This window comes from Sinomonas soli, assembly GCF_054782415.1.
Window position 1 is genome coordinate 87,607 of sequence record NZ_BAAGSN010000001.1, and the last position, 16,723, is coordinate 104,329.

The window sequence follows — 16,723 nt, forward strand, 5'->3', positions numbered from 1 at the left end:
CCGGACCGTGCACCACTCAACATTTCGCAAGCCCTCCGGCCCTGAGCCTGTGGATAACCGGCGTGAGGCGCCGGGCACCGGCAACGATGGCAAGCATGAACGTCCGCCGGCCGCTCCCGCCCGAACTCTCGGCACGCTCCTTCACTGTCGCTGAGGCGGCGATGCTCGGCGTCGGCCGGGGGCGGCTTCGGGCCTCGGACCTCGTGGCCCCGACCCGGGGCGTGCGGGTCCCGTGGGGTGCCGCGATGGGCGCGGCGGCCGTGGTCCGCCCGCTACAGGCCCTCCTGCCGGATGCCGTGGCCAGCTTCACCACGGCAGCGAAGATCTGGGGATTCCCGCTCCCACTCGACGCCGAGCGGGACGAGACACTGCATGTGACCCGACCCCTGGAAACGCCCGGCAGCATCCGCCCCGGGGTCGCGTGCCACAGGATGCGCCTCGCGGCCCGGGACGTCGTGACGATCGACGGCGTACTGGTCACCTCACGCGAGCGCACCTGGCTGGACCTCGCTGGCGTGCTGCCGTTCGAGCAGGCGGTGGCGATCGGGGACTACCTCGTCTGCGAGCACCCGTCCGGGTTCCCGGCCCCGCGGAGTCCCTGGGTGCCGGTCAAACGGCTGCGCTGGTATGTGTCCGAGCAGCGCCGGGTTCGGGGGCTGCCGGCAGCGCGGCGGGCCTCGCGACTGGTGCGCGTCGGCGCGGACTCGGTGCCCGAGACGCTGCTCCGGCTCGCCCTCGTCGAGGCAGGCTTGCCGGAGCCGACCTTGAACTATGTCATCAGGGATTCGAGGGGGCACCCTGTGGCATGGCCGGATCAGGCCTTCGAGTCGCTCCGCTTCGCCATCCAGTACGACGGCGAACACCACCGGACGGCGGAACAGCAGGCTTTGGACAACTGGCGCAACCGGCTGGTCGCGGATCTGGACTGGGACCAGCTCATCGTCTCGGGTGCAGACGTGCGCAAACGTGGGTGGGGTGGAGTGGCGGCCCTCGTGCACTCGCGCCTGCGCCGTCTGGAGTCCGCCCGAGCGGGAGCTCTCTCACGCCCTCAAATGTTGGCTTGAGCACGGTAAGGGCGAGCGCAACCGTGCTCAAGCCAACATTTCACGAGCGGAGACGCCGGGCGCTAGATCCGCGTCCGGTGGAAGTTGAGGTAGCTGCGCGAGGCGGTGGGCCCGCGCTGGCCCTGGTACCGGTTGCCGTAGTCGCCGGAGCCGTAGGGGTGCTCGGCGGCCGAGGAGAGCCGGAAGAAGCACAGCTGGCCGATCTTCATCCCGGGCCAGAGCTTGATCGGCAGGGTCGCGACGTTGGAGAGCTCGAGCGTCACGTGCCCGGAGAACCCGGGGTCGATGAACCCGGCGGTCGAGTGCGTCAGGAGCCCGAGGCGCCCGAGCGAGGACTTGCCCTCGAGCCGGGCGGCGATGTCCTCGGGCAGCGTCACCGTCTCGTAGGTGGAGCCGAGCACGAACTCGCCCGGGTGGAGGATGAACGCCTCGTCGGAGTCGACCTCGACCAGGCGCGTGAGCTCGGGCTGCTCCTGGGACGGGTCGATGTGCGCGTACTTGTGGTTGTCGAAGAGCCGGAAGAACCGGTCGATCCGCACGTCCACGCTCGAGGGCTGGACCATCACGGGCTCATAGGGGTCGAGCCGGATGCGGTCGGCGTCGATTTCGGCACGGATGTCGCGGTCTGAAAGCAGCACGCCTCCAAAAGTACCGCAGCGGCTGCTCCATCCCGCTGCCGGAGCCATTGCCGCCCTGAGACTGCTGAGGCTAGGGTGACCCTCGGGGTTGGTGGGATTCTGCGCCCGCCACGGGGAGGAACAACTCATGCGACGCTTCGTCATGGCCGTCGCCGTGCTGGCCGCAGCGGCAGCCGCCGCGCTCGCACCCGCCGCCGCACCGCCGTCGCCCGCCGCCGCGACGCACGACGCCGGCCCCGCACCGGCCGCTTCGCCCTCCCGCGGCGCCGTCACGTCCGACAGCCTCGACGTGCGCCTCGCCAGGGCGGCCGCCCCCGCCCAGGCTGCCCCGCCGCCGGTCGCCTCGATCGGCCCCGCCACGGGCCCGGCCGGACTCGACCCGTCCGTGACCTCGGTGAACCCCCTCGCGGCGCCCATGGGCGACACGTCCAACCTGATCCGCGACAGCAACGCGTCCCAGGTCCTCGCCGTCTTCAACGCGATCAACGCCTGGCGGGCCCAGAACGGCCTGAAGCCCGTCCGCTACCACCTGAGCATCCAGGGGCTCGCCCAGGAGTGGAGTGACAGCATCGCCAGCCGCGAGGTGATCGAGCACCGGGCGAGCTTCTGGACGGACCCGCGCGCGCTGAACCCGGACAACGGCGCGGGCGAGGTCATCGCGGTGCGCTGGGACCGGGACGCGGCCCAGCTCGTGGAGTGGTGGAAGAACTCGCCGGCGCACAACGCGATCCTGCTTGACCCGCGGATGAGCGTGGTGGGCATCGGCATCACGTTCACCAACGGCACGTACCCGGCCACGCCGAACCGGTACGCGATGTGGGGCGTGGTGGATTTCTTCGGCTACACGACGCTGCCGGCCGGGACCACGGCAGCTCCGGGCGGCTCGACCGGCGGCACCCCGACCCCCACCCCCACCCCGACCCCGACGCCCACTCCGGGCCCCACGACCCCGGCGCCCGCCCCCGTGAACCCGCCGCCTGGCGGGTCGGTGACCCCCGGCGGCGCCGAACTGTGCGCCGCCCCGGGACGCTTCCAGCCCACCACGCAGGACACCTCCCGCGCCTCGCTGCACAGCGCGGCGGACGTCGTGGCGCTGAACTCGTCCGGGTCGGTCGTCGCCTACCCGGCCGTGGCGGGGAAGCTGGGCACCGCGTCGACCACCCTCGGCACCGGGTTCGGCGGCGCCACCTCGGCGCAGAGCGTGGACTGGGACCGCGACGGCATCCTGGACCTCCTCGTCCAGTGGGGCGACGGGCGCCTGGTCCTCTACCCCGGCCTCGCCGGCGGATCGTACGGGGCACCGGTGACCCTCGGCCAGTCCGGCTGGAACACCATGACCCTCACGACGGGGCTGTGGTGCGCAGCCAACCGGCTCCCCCAGCTCCTGGCCCTGGACCCCTCGGGCAACCTGTACCTCTACCCGAACCGCGGGACCGGGGACATCCACGAGCGGGCGCTGCTCGCCACCGGGGTCCCGGCCGGGCGCCTCGCGGTCCTCGACGCGAGCGGCGACGGGCTCGAGGACCTCGTGGTGCAGCGCTCGGACGGCGCGCTCGTGATGTACCGCTCGCTCGGGCAGGAGCAGCTCGTGAACGAGGCGCGCCCCGTGGTCGCCACCGCCGCGGCCACCACCGGCCCGCTCCGGGTGCTGCGTGGCCTCGACGGCGCCGGGAGCGTGGGGATCGCGGCCCTGCGCACCGACGGCTCGCTCGCCTACTGGCCCGTCGCGAACGGCCAGTTCGCCGCCCCGCGGGTGCTCGCCACCGGCTGGTCCGGCCTGCGCCTGGGCTGACGCACGACGCCGCCCGCTCGCCGTCCGGCGGCCGCGACGCCGCCCGGGACGGTCGCCTCGTGCGGCCTACCGCTCGAGCGCCGTCTTGAGGTTCTCCAGCTGGGCGACCTCGTGGTCCATCGTCTTCTGCACCATGGCGCCCATGAGCTTGAGGAACCCGGTGGGCTCGAACGAGAGCGCGAAGGAGACCTTGGTTCCGCCGGGCTCCGGGGTCAGGAGGAACACGCCGTGCGGGCGCGCGGGCCCGGCGATGACGTGGAAGCGGAGCACCTCGCCGGGGCGCGCCTCGGTGATCTCGTAGTCGCCGTCGATCTCGCGGCCGCCAGGACCGGCCATCCGCTGCGTGTACACCGCGCCCTCGCCGGCCGCCGGGCCGGAGGTGTGGGCCACGGAGCGGACGCCCGGGCGCCACGTCGTGTTGTTCAGGCCGTCGGCCAGGAACGCGTACACGTCCTCCGGGGTGCGCCGGACCAGGACGGAATATTCGGCCGCTGCCATGGGCGAACGCTAGGCCGGTCAGCTGGGATTCGGCTGGGAACCCGGCGCGGCGTCCGGGGCGCCGGGGCCGAGCTCCTCGCGCAGCTCGGCGCGGCGCCGCGGGGACATGAACGCCGCGCGCATGTGGTCGTTGGTGAGCACGTCCGCGACGCCGATCATGAGCACCGCGAAGACGATCTGCTCCACCACCATCCAGTACGGGTACAGGCCCGGGATCGTGGCGACGACGAGCGAGACGACGGGGAAGATCTGGCTGAACAGGCGCAGCCGCTGGTAGCCCCAGTAGTAGCCCTGGCGGGCGCGCCAGGCGAAGAAGAACAGCGTCAGCGTCATCAGGAGCACCACGATGCCGCGGAACCACGCAGCGAACCCGACGTCCGTGCCTCCGGCCTGGAGCGCCACGGCGATCACCACGGCGGCCAGCCCGACGGCGACCTCGGCGAGCAGGATCCAGTAGACCCACTGGAACGCCCGTTGGGTCTTGGGGTGCTCGAGCTCGTGGCGGTCCACGATGAAGTGGCCGTGGCGGCCGCCGAAGGTCCTGTCGATGTCGACACCGAGGATGCGCAGTTCAGGCATGGCATCAACGCTAGCGGCGCGGACTGTGCACAGGCTGGGCCACGGCTCGTCCGTTCGGCTGATTCCCGCGAGGTCACCAAGCCGGACCCCGAGGTCACCCCGTACGCGCCGCGCGCCGCCGCCGCCGTGCACTCCACAGGGCCGCGCCGGCACCGAGCGCCGTGGGCCACGCGAGGTACCACCCGCAGGTCGCCGCGATCGCCGCGACGGCGGCGAGCCCCGCGGCCGCGACGGCCCGCTGCCCGCGTCCGGGCAGGAGCCGGAGGGCCGCGGCGAGCCCGGCGACGTACACGGAGACGATCGCAGCGGTCACCAGCCGGACGAGCACCTCGGTGGTGTCCGTTCCGGCCCCGAGGACCACGAGCCCCGCCGTGCTCAGCGCTGTCACAGCCACCAGCGCGTTCCGCCCTCGCCCGAACCACGCCGGCAGCGACCCCGTCTGCCCGAGGGACCGGCCCAGCTCCGCGGCGCCGGTCGCGTAGCTCGTCAGGGTGCCGAGCGTGAGCACGACGGCGAGCGCGGCCGTGAGCGCCTCGCCCACCGGGCCCAGGGCGTGCCCGAGCAGGGCTGCGAGCGGGGCATCGCCGCCGGCGGCGTCCCCGAGCGCGAGCACGGACACGGCCGCGAGTGCGAGGTAGAGGGTGCCGACCAGGGCCAGGGCGAGCGCCGTCACCACGCCGAGGTCACGCTCGGGGTTCCGGAACTGGCCGCCGAGGTAGCTCATGGCCTCCCAGCCCGCGAAGGCCCAGACGATCAGCGCCGCGGACGGCGCCACCGCGCCCCAGCCGTGGGCTGCGAACGGCTCGAGCCGGCTCGCGTCGGCCCGCGCCAGGCCCGCCGAGATGGCGAGGACCATGACCGCGAGGATCGTGCCAGCGAGGACCAACTGGAGCGTCGAGGACGTGCGCACCCCCGCCCAGACGGCCCCGAGCACCGCGGCGGTGAGTCCGCCGGCCGCGGCCAGGGCGGCCCAGCGCGGAGCCCCCAGGGCATGCGCCGCGTACTGCCCGGCGAACAGGGCGGACGCGGGGATCCCGAACGGGATCGTGAGGTAGAACCACCAGCTCGACGCGGTGGCCCAGTAGTCGCCGAAGGCGCGCCGGACGTAGGTCGACACTCCCCCGGCGTCGGGCAGCCTCCGCCCGAGGGAGGCGAAGGTCCAGGCGATGGGCACCGAGGCCAGCACGAGCCCCGCCCAGGCAAGCAGGCTCGCCGGTCCCGCCACCCGGTAGGAGAGCGCGGGGAGGGCGATCACGCCGGTCCCCAGGACTGCTCCGAGGTAGTAGGCGAGGCCCCGGGCCCGGCCGAGGGTCCCGGCTGCGGGGGTGCGGACTGCGGCGTCGGCGCTCATGCACACCACGCTAGGAATCCGGGCTGCGGCGCACGAGTGCGAGCCGTGCCGCGCAGCGCTAGATTTGTGCCATGGCACCGATCCCAGCGTCGCCGGCCGCCCACCGCGTGGGCCTCGTCCTGACGGACAACCTGCCGATCTTCGAGCTCGCGGTGCCGTGCGAGGTGTTCGGCATCGCCCGCCCGGACCTCCACGACCCGTGGTACGAGCTCACCATGGTGCGCGGAGAGCCCGGCGAGATCGCGACGGCGGGCGGCCTCGCGCCGTCGTCCGCCGCACCCCTCGCGGCACTGCGGGAGATGGACACGATCGTGGTCCCGGCCTGCGAGCGCAGCCTCCAGGTGGACCGCGCCGCGCAGGAGCCGCTGCTGGCCGAGCTCCGCGCGGCGGCCGGGCGCGGGGCGAGGATCGCGTCGCTGTGCTCGGGGGCGTACCTGCTGGCCCAGGCCGGGCTCCTCGATGGGCGGGACGCGACGACCCACTGGATGAACTGGGAGGACTTCGAGGCGTCCTTCCCGCGGGTCAGGCTCCGGCGGGACGTGCTCCTCACCGCGGACGCCGGCGTCTACACGAGCGCGGGCACGGCCGCCGGCATCGAGCTGTGCCTGCAGCTCGTGCGCGAGGACCTCGGGGACGCCGTCGCGGCGAGCGTGGCGCGGCGCATGGTCGTCGCGGAGCGGCGCGGTGCGGCCCAGTCCGAGTACCTCGAGTCGGTCGCGCGGCCGCTGGCCGCGGACCCCCTCCGCCATGCCATGGACTGGGCCGAGAAGAACCTGCACGCCCCGATCGGCCCGGACGCGATGGCCCGCCGCGCGCGGATGAGCCGCCGCACCCTGTACCGGCGGTTCGAGGCCGCCGCCGGCACGTCGCCGTCGCAGTGGCTGCTCGAGCGGCGGATCGACTCGGCGCGTCGGCTCCTGGAGGAGACCGACCTGCCCGTCGAGCGGGTCGCGGAGCGTGCCGGGGTCGGCTCCGCGGCGAACCTGCGCGCGCACTTCGCGCGGCTCGTGGGGGTCTCGCCCTCCGCCTACCGCGAGGCGCGGCGCCGCGGGGCCGGCTGAGGCGTCCGGCCCGCAGCGCGCCGCCGGGAACGGTGCGCCGACCACCCGCGCGCGTGTTGTAAGCTGGGTGAAGCCCTTCGGGGCCACGCGGCCGTAGCTCAATGGCAGAGCGCTCGCTTCCCAAGCCAGATACGCGGGTTCGATTCCCGTCGGCCGCTCTCTTCCGCCCCCGGTCCACTGGACCGGGGGCTTCTCTGTGCCCCCGACCGGCGGCGAGGCCCCGCCCAGAAGGCGGACCCGCTCACCCTGCGGGGTGCCTCCGGAGCCAGAGCGCGAGGCCGAGCGCTGCCAGGGCCGGCACCGTGCCCGAGATGAGCATGGCGAGGTGGGCTCCGAGGCCCTCGGCGAGGCCGCCGAGCAGCGGGCCGCCGAGGGCCTGGCCGCCGATGAGCACCATGGTGTACAGGCTCATGACCCGCCCGCGGATGCCCACGTTGGCGCTCGTCTGCACCATCTGGTTCGCCGAGGTCAGGAAGGTGAGCGCGCAGAACCCCGAGACCGCGACGAGACCGCAGAACAGGGGCAGCGAGGGGGCGAACGCCGCCACGGCGAGCATCGCGCCGTATAGCCCCGCGCCGCCCACTACGGTGCGCAGCCGCAGCTGCAGGCGCCGGGCCGAGGCGATCGCGCCGGTGAGCGCCCCGACCGCCACCATGGTGTTGAGCAGCCCGTAGCCGCTCGCGCCGACACCGAAGACGTGGTCGGCGTAGGCCGCGAGCAGCACCGGCAGGCTCATCGCGAAGAGGGAGACGACGCCGGCCATCACCCACGGCCAGCGGATCGTGGGCTTGCGCCACGCGTAGCCCACGGCCTCGCGCAGCATGCCGCGGGCGGCCGGGGTGGGCGGGGCCACCACGAGCCGGTCCTTGCGCAGGAGCGAGAGCATGACGGCGGTGCCGCAGCATGCGAACGCGTTGACCACGAACGCCCAGCCGCCGCCCACGGCGGTCAGGAGCCAGCCGGCCACCGCCGGGCCGATGAGCGCGCCGAGCTGGAAGTTGGTGGAGTTCACGCTGATGGCGTTGCGGAGGTACTTCGGGCCCACGAGCTCGTTGACGAACACCTGGCGCGCGGGCTGGTCCACCACGGTCACGAGGCCGAGCACGAGGGCGATGCCGTAGACGTGCCACACGGCCAGGGCCCCGGTGAGCGAGAGCGTGCCGAGCGCCGCGGCACACGTGGCGGCCCCGAGGGCGCAGATCTGCAGGAGCCGGCGCTTGGAGAACCGGTCGGCGACGAGGCCGCCCCAGGGCCCGAGCAGGAGCACGGGCGCGAACTGCAGCGCGACGGTGACGCCCACGGCCGCGACCGAGCCCGAGAGCTCGAGGACGAGCCAGTCCTGGGCGATGCGCTGCATCCACAGCGCCACGACGGCCACGAAGTGCGCGGCCGCGAACATCCGGAAGTTGGGGACGCTGAGGGAGATGAAGGTGTGCCGCCACGGCAGGCGCTCCGCGGCCACGGCGAGGGGGCCGGTGGGCGGGAAGGCGGCGAGCGAGGGGTGGGGCTCCGAGCTGGCTGAAGGCAGGGCTGGGCTGGGGGAGGTCACGGAAGAGTCCTGGTTTCGTTCGGGAGGGCCGGTGTCGATCGACTCCCTCCACCGTAGGCTCGCGGCAGCGGATTGTGGAAGGCTATTTCCCCTCTAACTGCTATTGCGTTGCGCAATGGGGGGGCGGAGGATGGCCGCATGGCCGCCCCCACCTTCGACCCCGCCCACCTGCGCAGCTTCCTCGCGGTCGCCGAGCATCTCAGCTTCACGCTGGCCGCCGAGCGGCTCGGTCTCGCCCAGCCCACCGTCAGCCAGCACGTGGCCAAGCTCGAGAAGGCCGCCGGCAGGATGCTCCTGGTCCGCGACACGCACGGCGTGCGGCTCACGGACAACGGCGACGCGATGGCCGGCTTCGCCCGCGCGATCCTCGCGGCGCACGACGACGCGGCGCGCTACTTCCGCGGCGAGGCCATGCGCGGGCGCCTGCGCTTCGGCACGGCGGACGACCTCGCGATCACGGGCCTGCCGAAGATCCTGCGCGAGTTCCGCCGTGCCTACCCGCAGCTCAACCTCGAGCTCACGGTGAGCCAGAGCGACGATCTCTACCGCCGCCTCAAGGCCGGCCAGCTGGACCTCGTGTTCATCAAGTGGGTCGCGGGCGCCCAGGACGGCACGGTGGTGCGGCACGACTCGTTCTCCTGGGTCGGCGTCGAGCAGACGGCGCTCGACCCCGCAGGCCCGGTGCCCCTCGTCGTCTACCCGGCGCCGAGCCTGTCCCGCAGCCTGGCGATCCAGGCGCTCGAGGCGAGCGGGCGGACCTGGAAGGTCACGTGCAGCACGAAGCAGATCGCCGGGGTGCTGGCCGCCATCCGGGCCGGTCTCGGCGTCGGCGTCATGCCCACCACGCTCGTGCCGGACGACCTCGCGGTCATCACCCACCGGTTCGACCTGCCGCCGGTCGGGGACGTGGACTTCACCCTCATCCGCAATCCGCTCGCGAACTCGGCGGCGGCGGACGCCCTCACGGACGCCATCCTCGGCCGCGTCCTGAGCCGCAGCTGAGGAGACGTACGGCGTCCCAAGTGGCGAGAACAAACATCAGACGTCTACCCTTTGATCATGCCACCCGAGACCGAGACCCTCACGCCCGCGCCCGCCCACGACGTCCTCGACGAGTCGCTCGCCCCCGAGCTCGACGCCCGCGTCCTGGAGGATCCGCCGACGGGACCGGGGCGCGGCCGCACCGCCTTCCTCGCGGTCGCGGCGGTGGTGCTCATCGGGCTCAACCTGCGCGCAGGGATCGCGAGCGCGTCCTCGCTGTACCACGACCTCAAGCTGTTCCTGGGCTACGGGCCGCTCGTGGCCGCGGCGCTGCCGGCCATTCCCGTCGCATGCTTCGCGATCGCGGGCGGCGCCACCGCGTGGCTCACCGCGCGGCTCGGACTCGAGCGGGCGATCGGGCTCGCGCTCGTGCTGCTCACGGCGGGGCTCGCGATGCGGTCCGTTTCCGCCGAGGGCATGCTGCTCGCTGGCACAGTGGTGAGCATGAGCGGCCTGGCGGTCTGCAACGTCGCGATGCCCTCCTTCATCCGCGAGCACTACGCCCACCGCACGTCCGGCATGACGGCGGCCTACACGGTGACGATGTCCCTCGGCGCGACGACCGCGTCCGCGGTCGCGGTTCCGGTCGCAGCGTCGCTCGGCTCCCCCACGCTCGGGCTGGGCGTGTGGGCGGCGCTGGCCGCCCTCGCCCTTGCGGCGTTCGCCCCGCTCGCCCTGCGCTCGCGCCCCCGGGCCATCGCGGATCCCGCCCATCACGTCTCGCCGTGGTCCCTCCTGCGCACTCGGAGGGGCGTGCTCGTCACGGCGCTGTTCGGCGTGCAGGCCCTCCTCGTCTACACGATCATGGGCTGGCTGCCCTCGATCCTCGTCTCCCGCGGCATGGACCCTGCCATGGGCGGGCTCATGCTCGGGCTGCTCCAGCTCGTGAGCATGGGCGCCGTGGCCGGAGTGCTCGCCCTGGCCGCACGTCCCGGGCTGCTGCGCCCCGCCTTCCTGCTCACGGCGTCGGCGGCCCTGCTCGGCGCCGTCGCCCTCGTCGCGTTCCCGGGCTGGAACATCCTCGTTCCGGTGGTGCTCATGGGACTCGGCTTCGGCGTCTTCCCCCTGGTCATGGTGGTCATCAGCCGCAGCGGGAGCACCGCCTCGGAGACCACCGCGCTCTCGACCCTGGCGCAGTCGCTCGGCTACCTCCTCGCGACCGTGGGCCCGTTCGGCATCGGACTCCTCCACGACGCGATCGGCGACTGGACGGTGCCGCTGTGCGCGGTGGTGGGGATCGCCGTCGTCCAGCTCGTGCTCTCCTACCGGCTCGGCGCGGAGCCCGGCGCCCCGCGGCGCGTCCTGCCGGCCCCCGCGGGCGGCCGCGCATGAACGCCGCGTCCTCGAGGCGCCCGCCGCTGGCCCAGGAGGTCACCGAGGAGCTCCGGCAGGAGATCGCGTCGGGGCGCTGGCCGGTCGGGTCCCGGATCCCGCCCGAACCGCAGCTCATCGACCGGCTCGGCGTCTCGCGCGGCACGCTCCGCGAGGCCGTCAAGGCGCTCGCCCACGCCGGCCTGCTCGAGGTCCGCCGCGGCGACGGCACCTACGTCCGCTCCACGAGCGAGATGGCCGGCACCGCCCGCCGGGCCTACCGCGAATACGGCGAGGAACAGGTCTTCGAGGTCCGCTTCGCCCTGGACGCTCAGGCCGCGCGCCTGGCCGCCCGTGCCGCGGACGACGACGACCTCGCCGCCCTCCGCGCGCTGCTCGCCCGCCGCCGGGCGGCCTGGGCGGAGGGGGACGCCGAAGGCTGGATCGCCGCCGACTGGGACTTCCACCTCAAGGTCGCCGAGGCCTCGGGCAACCCGCTCCTGCACGAGCTGTACGGCACCTTCGGCGACGTCTTCCACGGCGTGAAGATGAAGCAGCGGCTCCGGGACGGCTTCGACGCGTGCCGCGAGGCGGGCCACGAGGACCTCGTGCGCGCGATCGCCGCGCGGGACGAGGACACCGCGGCCGCGACGGTCCTGGACAACCTCCGCTACTGCACCACGTGGATGCAGTGACCCGCCCCACAGTGCGGCCGGCCCGCACGGAGTAGAATCGATCGCGATGAACCGCACACTGTTCAAGTCCAAGATCCACCGCGCCACGGTCACGCACGCTGACCTCCACTATGTGGGCTCGGTGACGATCGACCTCGACCTGCTCGAGGCCGCGGACATCCTGCCGGGCGAGCTCGTGTCCATCGTGGACATCACCAACGGCGCGCGCCTCGAGACCTACACGATCGCGGGCGAGCGCGGCTCCGGGGTCATCGGCATCAACGGCGCGGCAGCGCACCTCATCCACGAGGGCGACCTGGTCATCCTCATCACCTACGCCTCGATGAGCGACGCCGAGGCCCGCGAGTTCGTGCCGACCGTGTTACACGTCGACGCAGACAACCGCATCGTGGAGCTCGGCACCGACCCCGCCGAGGGCCACGGCCCCGGGATGATGCGGCCGCCGTTCGCCATCCAGGCGCACCTGAACTAGTTCGCGGGCACCGCCGGGAGCGGGCGCTAGGCTGAGGGCGTGCCCCGTGGAAACCGATTGCCATCCCCGTGCCATCGGGGGCGCCCATGGTAGGCGTCCTCGAGGGGTTCGCCGTCGTCTGGGCGATCATCGGCGTCGGATGGTTCTGCGCCCGCCGCGGGATCCTGGGTGAGGGCGCGCAGGCGGTCCTGAGCCGGCTGTCCTTCTTCGTCGCAAGCCCGGCGCTCCTCCTCGAGACGCTCGCGCACTCCGACCTGCGGACCGTCTTCTCCACGCACCTGCTCGTCATCGCGGTCAGCTCGACCGCGATCGGTGTCGTCTCCCTTGTCGTCTTCAGGTGGCTGCGGGGACGCAGCACACCGGAGGCCCTCATTGCCTCCATGAGCGCCTCCGTGGCGAACTCGGGCAACCTCGGCATCCCCATCTCGGTGTTCGTCCTCGGCGACGCGAGCTTCGTGGCGCCCCTGCTCATCTTCCAGCTGGCCCTGTTCACGCCGTCGTACCTCCTGGTCCTCGACGGCACGACGGCGACCGCGAAGCCGGGGCTGGCCCGCGCCGCCCAGTTCGTGCTCCCGATCGTGACGAACCCCAACATCATCGGATCCATGATCGGGCTCGTGCTGGCCGCGACCCACTGGACGCCGCCCGAGCTCATCATGCAGCCGATCCACCTCATCGGGGGCGCCGCGATCCCGGCCATGCTCATGGCCTTCGGCATCTCGCTGCACGGGTCGCGGCCGCTGCGGGCGGACGACGGCCGGCGGCTCGACACGGCCCTCGCCTCGGTGCTCAAGGTCGTGGTGCACCCGTTCATCGCCTTCGCCTTCGCACGCTTCGCCCTCGGCCTGGCCGGCCACGAGCTGTTCGCCGCCGTCGTCACCGCTGCCCTCCCCACCGCCCAGAACGTCTACATCGCGGCGCAGCGGTACCGGCACGGGATCGTCGTGGCCAAGGACACCGTGCTCATCACCACCGTCGTCGCCGTCCCCGCGATGGCCGTCATGGCGGCCCTCCTCTCCTGACCGCCGAGCGTCTAGGCTTCACCCATGGCTGAGACCAGTGGGGCGAAGACCGGCACAGCGAAGAGCACCGCGGAGAAGGTGGCCGCCCTCCAGAAGGGCTACACATTCGAGGGCGCGACGATCGCCCTCGGGGCCGCCATCGTGGACGGCGAGGTGCGGCCCGAGGCGCAGGTCGCCCTCCCGCTGGGCATGATGAACCGCCACGGGCTCGTGGCCGGCGCCACCGGCACCGGGAAGACGGTCACCCTGCACATGATGGCGGAGCAGCTCTCCTCCGCGGGGGTGCCCGTGTTCCTCGCGGACATCAAGGGCGACCTTTCGGGCCTCGCAGCGCCCGGCAGCGGCGGGGAGAAGCTGCTCGCCCGGACCCGGGGCATCGGGCAGGACTGGGCGGCGGCGTCGTTCCCCGTCGAGTACCTCGCCCTCGGCGGCGACGGCGCCGGGGTTCCCGTGCGCGCCACCGTGACCTCGTTCGGGCCGATCCTGCTCTCCCGCGTCATGGAGCTGAACGAGACGCAGGAGTCGAGCCTCACCCTCATCTTCCACTTCGCAGACCAGCACCAGCTCGAGCTCGTGGACCTCAAGGATCTCCGCGCCGTCATCCAGTTCCTGACCTCGGACGAGGGCAAGGACGAGCTCGAGAACCTCGGCGGGCTCTCCAAGGCCACGGCCGGGGTGATCCTGCGCGAGCTCGTGGGGCTCGAGGCCGCGGGCCTGGAGAAGTTCTTCGGCGAGCCGGAGTTCGACACCGCCGAGCTCCTCCGCACAGCCCCGGACGGCCGGGGCGTCATCACCTGCCTCGAGCTGCCGAGCCTGCAGGGCAGGCCGGTGCTGTTCTCGACGTTCCTCATGTGGCTGCTCGCAGACCTCTTCCACGACCTGCCCGAGATGGGCGATGTGGACAAGCCCAAGCTCGTGTTCTTCCTCGACGAGGCCCACCTGCTCTTCAACGGCGCCACCAAGGCGTTCCTGGACGCGATCACCCAGACGGTGCGCCTCATCCGCTCCAAGGGCGTGGGCATCTTCTTCGTCACGCAGACGCCCAAGGACGTCCCGGCGGACGTGCTCGGCCAGCTCGCGAACCGGGTCCAGCACGCCCTGCGGGCCTTCACTCCCGACGACGCGAAGGCGCTCAAGGCCACCGTGTCCACCTTCCCCGTGAGCGACTACGACCTCGAGGAGGTCCTGACGTCCGCGGGCATCGGCGAGGCCGTGGTCACCGTCATGAACGAGAACGGGGCCCCCACGCCGGTGGCCCTGACCCGAATGCGCGCCCCCGGCTCCGTCATGGGCCCGGCCGACCCCGCCCTCGTCGCCGCCACGGTGCAGGCGTCGCCCCTCCTCCCGAGGTACGGGACCGCCGTCGACGGCGTCTCCGCCTACGAGAAGCTCCAGCAGCAGGAGGCCGCCGCGTCCGCCGCACCGGCGCCCGGGCCGGCCCAGCCGCCCCCGCCGCTCCCCTCGCCGCGCCGCGAGCCTCCCGTGCCGTCGCGGAGGGACGACGGCGGCGGGGTCGCCGACGAGGTGATGGGCGCCCTGGGCGGTGCGCTCGGCAGCGGCCTGCGCTCGATGATCCGCTCCGCCGGCACGCAGCTCGGGCGGGACCTCATGCGCAGCGTCTTCGGCACCGCACCCCGGCGCCGCCGCTGAGGGGTCTCCTCCCGCCCGTTGGTAGGGTGTAGCGGTGCAGACCAGCCCCGCTCTCCTCCGGACCGCCGCCGCCTGGCTGCTGGCCCTCGTGCTGGCCATCGTCGCCTCGGTCGTGGCGGTCACCCTCGTCAAGAACACGGTGGCCGGGCCCGCAGAGCCGGTCCGCGCGTACATCGATGCCCTCCGGGACGGCGACGGCGGCTCCGCCCTCGGGCTCCTGCACGCGAAGGTCCCCTCCGGGAGTGCCTCCGTGCTGAGCGGCGGCCCGCTCAAGGACTCCATGAGCCGGGTCAAGGACATCGCCTACGAGACGGCTTCGGCCGACGGCGACCACGCGGCCGTCACGGTCCACTACACGGTGGAGGGCCAGGCGCACGAGACCCGGTTCTCGATCGAGCGCACGGGCACCGACTGGCTCTTCTTCCCCCGCTGGTCCATCGCCCCGGGTACCCTGCCCACCATCGAAGCCACCGTCGTGAACTCGACCCGGGCCACCCTCAACGGCGCGACCGTCAACATGCCGGGGGGCCACAACACGTTCCCGGTGTTCTTCCCGGGCTCCTACGTGGGCTCCCTCTCCGGGCAGCAGTTCGAGGCCGACCCGCGCTCGGTCGTCGTGACCTCGCCCGGGACGAGCACGCCGCTCAACCTCGCCACCAGGGCGACGCCCCAGCTCGTCTCGGCCATCGGCGCCAAGATCCACGGCTACCTCGACGACTGCGCCAAGACCGCGACCCAGCAGCAGCGGCTCCAGCCCGCCTGCCCCTTCTCCCTGGCGACCAACACCAGCATCAAGGACGGCACCATAGCGTGGTCGGTGTCCGCCTATCCCCAGGTCTCGGTCGAGCCGTACCAGGGACGCTGGACCCTCGCCCCGCTCAAGGGCAGGGCGCACCTGAACGCCACGGCGATCGACCTCTTCACCGGGGCAGCCTCGCCCCTGTCCGCCGACGTGGACTTCGACTTCGGAGCGCGGCTGGATGTCTCGGACAGCGCGATCACGGTGACCCCGCAGCTCAAGTAGCGCGTCTGACCCGGCCCGCGCCGGCCTCCGCAGCGAATCCGACCTGCCTTCGCCCCACCACGGGCGTGTTCCGGGCCGGCGCGCCGGTCCGTCGGGAGTCCGGCCGCCCAAACCCGGTCGGATTCGGACCCGGCGGGAGCGGGCGTCCGCCGAGGATGCGGGCAACCTCCTCCACGAGCACCCAGGAGCGGTGCACCACGTCGGCGTACCCGTAGCGCAGCGTCACGAGCCCTCGCAGCTGCGCCTGCCGGTCGCGCACCCGGTCCTTGCCCCGCTGCACGCGCTCCTCGTGGGTCTTCCCATCGAGTTCGACGATGATCCAGCCCTCCACGAGCAGGTCGACCCACCCGATTCCCTCGATCCAGACCTGGGGCTCCACTTCGAATCCGGCCCTCCTGAGCACTGTTCTGGCGATGGTCTCGAGCAGCGAGTCCGCCCCGAGGTCGACGAGATCGAGGACGGCGCGCGCCCGCCCGTTGCGCGGACCGGCCAGCTGGTCTCGGAGGAAGCCCATGGGGACCTCCCTCTGAACGACGGCGCACTCGGCGATCACGAGCGCCTCGAGCTCGGGAAGGCAGCGCAGCGCATGGAGCACGACGTCCGCGAGGCCCGCGAGCGGGGCCGTCGGATGCGGCGGGACCCTGCGCTCGCGGTGGACCACGGCGTCGGGGCTGCCTGCGCCGGTGGCCCGCAGCACGTGCAGCCGGCCGCCGGGCTCCGGCGGCGCGAGGACCCACAGGCCGTAGAGCTCCGCAGCGCTCACGCAGGTCAGCAGCGACCGGGTGGAGCGGGCCTGCACGAACCGAGGATCGGCCGTCGGCAGGGCGTAGAGCCCGTGGCGGGGGCGGTCGAGCTCACCGGCCTCGACTGCCCGGCGCACCACGGCCTCGGGGATGCCGGCGCTGCGGAGCTCCTTCAGGCGCGCCACACCGTGGAGCTGCTCGAGCCGCCGGGCAAGGTGTGGGTCCATGGCCCT

At 73.0% G+C, this 16,723-nt stretch carries 16 protein-coding genes and 1 tRNA gene; 11 read left to right on the forward strand and 6 right to left on the reverse strand.

Going from position 1 to position 16,723, the window contains the following annotated elements:
- Window positions 1-95: 95 nt before the first annotated feature.
- The gene (locus tag ACYVKZ_RS00390; protein ID WP_460990017.1) at window positions 96-1,064 is read left to right on the forward strand and encodes a hypothetical protein; all 969 of its coding nucleotides are present in this window, start codon (window positions 96-98) and stop codon (window positions 1,062-1,064) included.
- 62 nt (window positions 1,065-1,126) lie between these two features.
- Here the strand turns inward: ACYVKZ_RS00390 and dcd are convergent, their stop codons facing one another.
- On the reverse strand, window positions 1,127-1,702 hold the full coding sequence (gene dcd / locus ACYVKZ_RS00395; protein WP_307005394.1) for a dCTP deaminase: 576 nt from the start codon (window positions 1,700-1,702) through the stop codon (window positions 1,127-1,129).
- A gap of 127 nt (window positions 1,703-1,829) precedes the next feature.
- Here dcd and ACYVKZ_RS00400 point away from each other — a divergent pair, with 127 nt between their 5' ends.
- Entirely contained in the window at window positions 1,830-3,494 is a 1,665-nt protein-coding gene (locus tag ACYVKZ_RS00400) for a CAP domain-containing protein (protein WP_460990019.1), read from the forward strand.
- 66 nt (window positions 3,495-3,560) lie between these two features.
- On the opposite strand, the gene ACYVKZ_RS00405 is transcribed toward ACYVKZ_RS00400, so the two are convergent.
- The 3 genes from ACYVKZ_RS00405 to ACYVKZ_RS00415 all read right to left on the reverse strand — a co-directional run bounded on the left by ACYVKZ_RS00405 (window position 3,561) and on the right by ACYVKZ_RS00415 (window position 5,922).
- The gene (locus ACYVKZ_RS00405; RefSeq protein WP_460990021.1) at window positions 3,561-3,992 is read right to left on the reverse strand and encodes an SRPBCC family protein; all 432 of its coding nucleotides are present in this window, start codon (window positions 3,990-3,992) and stop codon (window positions 3,561-3,563) included.
- Window positions 3,993-4,010: 18 nt separating this feature from the next.
- Window positions 4,011-4,571, reverse strand: a complete 561-nt coding sequence (locus ACYVKZ_RS00410; RefSeq protein WP_460990023.1) for a hypothetical protein — start codon at window positions 4,569-4,571, stop codon at window positions 4,011-4,013.
- 94 nt (window positions 4,572-4,665) lie between these two features.
- Window positions 4,666-5,922, reverse strand: a complete 1,257-nt coding sequence (locus ACYVKZ_RS00415; protein ID WP_460990025.1) for an APC family permease — start codon at window positions 5,920-5,922, stop codon at window positions 4,666-4,668.
- A 71-nt stretch (window positions 5,923-5,993) separates the two neighbouring features.
- Between ACYVKZ_RS00415 and ACYVKZ_RS00420 the strand changes: the two genes are divergently transcribed.
- Window positions 5,994-6,983, forward strand: coding sequence for a GlxA family transcriptional regulator (locus ACYVKZ_RS00420; RefSeq protein ID WP_460990027.1), 990 nt, complete (start codon window positions 5,994-5,996; stop codon window positions 6,981-6,983).
- Window positions 6,984-7,070: 87 nt separating this feature from the next.
- Window positions 7,071-7,141, forward strand: a tRNA-Gly gene (locus tag ACYVKZ_RS00425).
- 83 nt (window positions 7,142-7,224) lie between these two features.
- On the opposite strand, the gene ACYVKZ_RS00430 is transcribed toward ACYVKZ_RS00425, so the two are convergent.
- Window positions 7,225-8,532: an MFS transporter gene (locus ACYVKZ_RS00430; RefSeq protein WP_460990029.1), complete on the reverse strand. Its 1,308-nt coding sequence runs from the start codon at window positions 8,530-8,532 to the stop codon at window positions 7,225-7,227.
- Window positions 8,533-8,670: 138 nt separating this feature from the next.
- Between ACYVKZ_RS00430 and ACYVKZ_RS00435 the strand changes: the two genes are divergently transcribed.
- From ACYVKZ_RS00435 to ACYVKZ_RS00465, 7 genes are all read left to right on the forward strand, one after another.
- Entirely contained in the window at window positions 8,671-9,534 is an 864-nt protein-coding gene (locus ACYVKZ_RS00435; protein ID WP_307005405.1) for a LysR family transcriptional regulator, read from the forward strand.
- 57 nt (window positions 9,535-9,591) lie between these two features.
- Window positions 9,592-10,905, forward strand: a complete 1,314-nt coding sequence (locus ACYVKZ_RS00440) for an MFS transporter (protein WP_460990031.1) — start codon at window positions 9,592-9,594, stop codon at window positions 10,903-10,905.
- Window positions 10,902-11,579 (forward strand): FadR/GntR family transcriptional regulator, encoded by a 678-nt coding sequence (locus ACYVKZ_RS00445; RefSeq protein ID WP_460990033.1) that lies wholly within the window; start codon window positions 10,902-10,904, stop codon window positions 11,577-11,579. Before ACYVKZ_RS00440 ends, ACYVKZ_RS00445 begins: the two co-directional genes overlap by 4 nt.
- A 46-nt stretch (window positions 11,580-11,625) precedes the next feature.
- Window positions 11,626-12,051 carry an aspartate 1-decarboxylase gene (gene panD / locus ACYVKZ_RS00450; protein WP_460990035.1) on the forward strand — a complete coding sequence of 142 codons (426 nt, stop codon included), beginning with the start codon at window positions 11,626-11,628 and terminating at the stop codon, window positions 12,049-12,051.
- Between the two features lie 86 nt (window positions 12,052-12,137).
- Entirely contained in the window at window positions 12,138-13,073 is a 936-nt protein-coding gene (locus ACYVKZ_RS00455; protein WP_460990037.1) for an AEC family transporter, read from the forward strand.
- Window positions 13,074-13,097: 24 nt separating this feature from the next.
- Window positions 13,098-14,723 carry a helicase HerA-like domain-containing protein gene (locus ACYVKZ_RS00460; RefSeq protein WP_460990039.1) on the forward strand — a complete coding sequence of 542 codons (1,626 nt, stop codon included), beginning with the start codon at window positions 13,098-13,100 and terminating at the stop codon, window positions 14,721-14,723.
- Between the two features lie 34 nt (window positions 14,724-14,757).
- Entirely contained in the window at window positions 14,758-15,747 is a 990-nt protein-coding gene (locus tag ACYVKZ_RS00465; protein ID WP_460990041.1) for a hypothetical protein, read from the forward strand.
- Here the strand turns inward: ACYVKZ_RS00465 and ACYVKZ_RS00470 are convergent.
- On the reverse strand, window positions 15,740-16,717 hold the full coding sequence (locus ACYVKZ_RS00470; protein ID WP_460990043.1) for a type IV toxin-antitoxin system AbiEi family antitoxin domain-containing protein: 978 nt from the start codon (window positions 16,715-16,717) through the stop codon (window positions 15,740-15,742). The two genes, ACYVKZ_RS00465 and ACYVKZ_RS00470, sit on opposite strands and share 8 nt — an antisense overlap.
- Between the last annotated feature and the right edge of the window lie 6 nt (window positions 16,718-16,723).